This window comes from Streptomyces sp. PA03-1a (assembly GCF_033792805.1).
GTDB lineage: Bacteria > Actinomycetota > Actinomycetes > Streptomycetales > Streptomycetaceae > Actinacidiphila.
On the sequence record NZ_JARAVO010000424.1, the window covers coordinates 1 to 3,250 of the forward strand.

General features: G+C 75.0%; 3 protein-coding genes. 2 read left to right on the forward strand and 1 reads right to left on the reverse strand.

All coding sequences use genetic code 11. From position 1 onward, the window contains the following. Window positions 1-173: 173 nt before the first annotated feature. Both PV341_RS44375 and PV341_RS44380 read left to right on the forward strand, forming a co-directional pair. Window positions 174-869, forward strand: coding sequence for a type 1 glutamine amidotransferase domain-containing protein (locus PV341_RS44375; RefSeq protein WP_500324090.1), 696 nt, complete (start codon window positions 174-176; stop codon window positions 867-869). A gap of 41 nt (window positions 870-910) precedes the next feature. Then, a complete protein-coding gene (locus PV341_RS44380; RefSeq protein ID WP_500360920.1) occupies window positions 911-1,423 on the forward strand; it encodes an HD domain-containing protein in 513 nt (170 codons plus the stop codon). Here the strand turns inward: PV341_RS44380 and PV341_RS44385 are convergent. After that, the coding region (locus PV341_RS44385; RefSeq protein ID WP_500360922.1) for an FUSC family protein at window positions 1,383-3,250 on the reverse strand (1,868 nt) is incomplete at its 5' end. The genes PV341_RS44380 and PV341_RS44385 overlap by 41 nt on opposite strands.

Below are 3,250 nucleotides of genomic sequence, written 5' to 3' on the forward strand. Positions count from 1 at the left end.
CCCCAGGGCCCCCGCCCCCGTGCCCCGGGCGTATTCCCGGCGACCCATTGGAAACCGTATGGCTCATGATGGCGATCCTATTGGATGCCAATGGGAGGTCCGCCTTACCGTCGAGCCGTCCGGCCCGCTCCGACGCGGTCCGGTGGCAACCGAGCACACCAAGGAGACCTGACATGGCGAAGATCCTGTTCGTCCTGACCGGCGCCTCGTCCTGGACGCTGTCCGACGGCACCGAGCACCCCACCGGCTTCTGGGCCGAGGAGGCCGCGACCCCGTACCGGATCCTCACCGCCGCGGGCCACGAGGTCGTGGTGGCCACCCCGGGCGGCGTCGTGCCGGCCGTGGACCGGGGGAGCCTGGCCGCCGAGTTCAACGGCGGGGAGGAGGGTGCCCGGGCCCTCGCCGGGGAACTGGAGGCGATGACGGTGCTGCGGCGCCCGATCAAGCTGGAGGAGGCGGACCTCGACGACTACGCCGCCGTGTTCTACCCCGGCGGGCACGGGCCGATGGAGGACCTCGCCGTCGACCCGGTCTCCGGCCGCCTGCTGACCGCCGCGCTCGACTCGGGCAAGCCGCTCGGCGTCGTCTGCCACGGTCCCGCGGCCCTGCTCGCCGCCGAACGCGCTGACGGCGGCTGGCCGTTCGCGGGCTACCGGCTGACCGGCTTCACCAACGCCGAGGAGACCCAGGGAGGGCTCGCCGGCCGTGCCCCCTGGCTCCTGCAGGACCGTCTGGTCGCCCTCGGCGCGGACTTCCAGGAAGGCGAGCCGTGGACGCCCCACGTGGTGACCGACCGCAACCTGATTACCGGTCAGAACCCGGCCTCCTCCGGCCCGCTGGCCGAGCGCCTGCTCGCCACGCTGGCCTGAGGCTGGACCGGCCCGCCCGGCGTCCCCGAGGATGGGCTGCCATGAGGGTGAACAGCGTGGCCGACGCCGAGGCCCTGGCACGCCTGGCGCACGAGGGCCAGACCGACCGCATCGGCGTGCCCTACATCGAGCACGTCCGGGCGGTCGCGGCGGGCCTCGCCGCCTTCGGGCCGGACCTGCAGATGGCCGCACTCCTGCACGACGCCATCGAGGACACCCCCTGGACCGCCGGCCGGCTGCGCGCCGCCGGCGTCCCGGAGCGGGTCGTCGGCATCGTCGAGCAGGTCACCAACCAGCCGGGCGTGCCCTACGAGGACGAACTGCGCCGGATCGCCGCCAACCGGGACGCCGCCCTGGTGAAGATCGCCGACAACGCCCACAACAGCCACCCGGACCGGGCCGCGCGCCTCGACGAGGCGCAGCGGCTGCGGCTGGCCGCCAAGTACCGGGGGGCCCGGGCGATCCTGTGGCCGGCGGTGCCCCGCGAGGACGTGGCCACGATCCTCGCGGTCGTCAACCCGGCCTTGCTGCCGGATCTTCCGCCGGCCTGCTGATCGCGGTGACCACCCGCTGCAGGCTGGCCAGCCAGATCGCGGCGTCGACGGCGTAGTACAGCAGCGGGTCCGGTGCCCGGCCGCCCGAGGCGGCGCAGACGTCCGCGATGACCGTGCGGTCCGTCGGCACGCTCCGTCGCGGGGACTCGGCGGGCGCCGGACGCATCGTGCCCGAGCGCAGGTCGTACGTCAGCGGCAGTGTGGTCAGCCGCAGATGGTGGGCCGCGTCGCGCAGGTGCGCGGCGCTGAGCGGCCACGCGGCGAGTGCGCCCGGCGGGCAGTGGTCGACGAGGGTCTGCCCCATGGTGAGGACCCGGTTCCCGGCCAGCATGATCGCCTGGAAGTCCGTCGGCAGCGCGGGTCCCGCACCGGGGGCGTCGCGTTCGGTGGCGAACTGCGCGTAGCTGGCCTCCGCGATCAGCTGGGCGAGCCGGGCCCGGGACAGCGCGTCGCCCACCGTCCCGGTCCCGGTGATGCACTCGGTGATCCGGGTGACCGCCAGGGTGCCCTGGTCCAGCAGCCGCGAACAGGCCCGCCCCAGCTCGCCCGTGCCGCCCCGCGGCCAGGCCAGCAGCCCGACGACGATGCCGGTCAGCGCACCCGTCACCACGTCCGCGATCCGGAACGCGGCGAGTTCAGGACCCGAGGGGGCGATCTGTGTGAAGGCCGAGGCCACCGCGACCGTGAAGAACGCCTGGCCCCAGCCGAGACCGAGCACCGGCCCCGCCGTGAACGCGAGGAAGAACACGGGCGCCATCATGACCGCGTACACCGGCGTGTGGTCGCCCACGAGCAACAGCAGCAGCGCGGCCACCCCGGCCCCCACCAGCGTGCCGCGCACCGCGGGGACCACGGTCGTACGGGTGCCGGCGGCGCTGGTGCGCATCACCGTCAGCGTGGTCAGGAGCGCCCAGAAGCCGTGCGACAGGTCGAGCCCGCCCGCGATCAGGCGCGCCGCGGCGAGGGCCAGTGCGATGCGCACGGCGTTCTGGAAGTAGACCGAGCGCGGCGTGAGATGGGCCCGCATCCGGTGCCCGTACAGGGCGACGGGCGACTGCCCCGCGTACCAGAACGGCCCCAGCCGCTCCTCGGGCCGTGTCGTGTCGGGCGGCACCGGCGAGCCGAGCGCGATCCGCACGGAGGTGACCAGGAAGGCCGCGGTGTACGCGATGTCGAGCGCGATCGCCCCGTCCCGCACCGTCGAGGCGGAGGTCCCCCCGGACACCGGCCGGCGGGCCCGGTGCTCCTCGAAGGCCGCCGCGGCGGCCGCGCACGGGGCGACCAGGGGCGCCGGGGCCTCGCCCTTCAGCGCCCGGGCGGCACTGTGGCAGGCGGTGGCCGAGGCCAGCAGCATCCGCGACCGGGCGGGGTCGGGGGCCGGTGTGCGCTCCGCCGCGTCCTCGGTCAACTGCCCGGTCTGCGCCAGCAGGTGCCGCAGGTACGCGGCCCCCTGGCACAAGGCCCGGTCGCGTGCCCCCGCAGACGCCGGGCGCTCGTCCTTCGGCACGTGGCTCATGCGCAGCTGCTGCGCCGTCCCCAGCAGGCTTTCCAGCCGCTCGGTCACCACCGGCGGCTCGAGCGCCAGTGACCGCAGGGCCTTCGCCGCGGTCTCGCACGCGTGGGCGAGCCGGTCCTGGTAGCGGCCCGGTGACGGATCCGGCCACACCCACACCTCGGCGGCGGCCATCAGCAGCACGCCGACCACCAGACCGCACAGGCGCAGGCCCAGCGACTCCGGCTGGTACGGGGGGAAGCACGGCAGGATGTAGAACAGCTGCAGCCCGTTGGCGAGCCCCACCAGCTTGGGCCCGCCCACCCCCGCGTACG

What these genes read in the sequence shown, in the direction of transcription:
- PV341_RS44375 (WP_500324090.1), top strand. Translation starts at nt 174, where the DNA reads ATGGCGAAGATCCTGTTCGTCCTGACCGGCGCCTCGTCCTGGACGCTG.
- PV341_RS44380 (WP_500360920.1), top strand. Translation starts at nt 911, where the DNA reads ATGAGGGTGAACAGCGTGGCCGACGCCGAGGCCCTGGCACGCCTGGCG.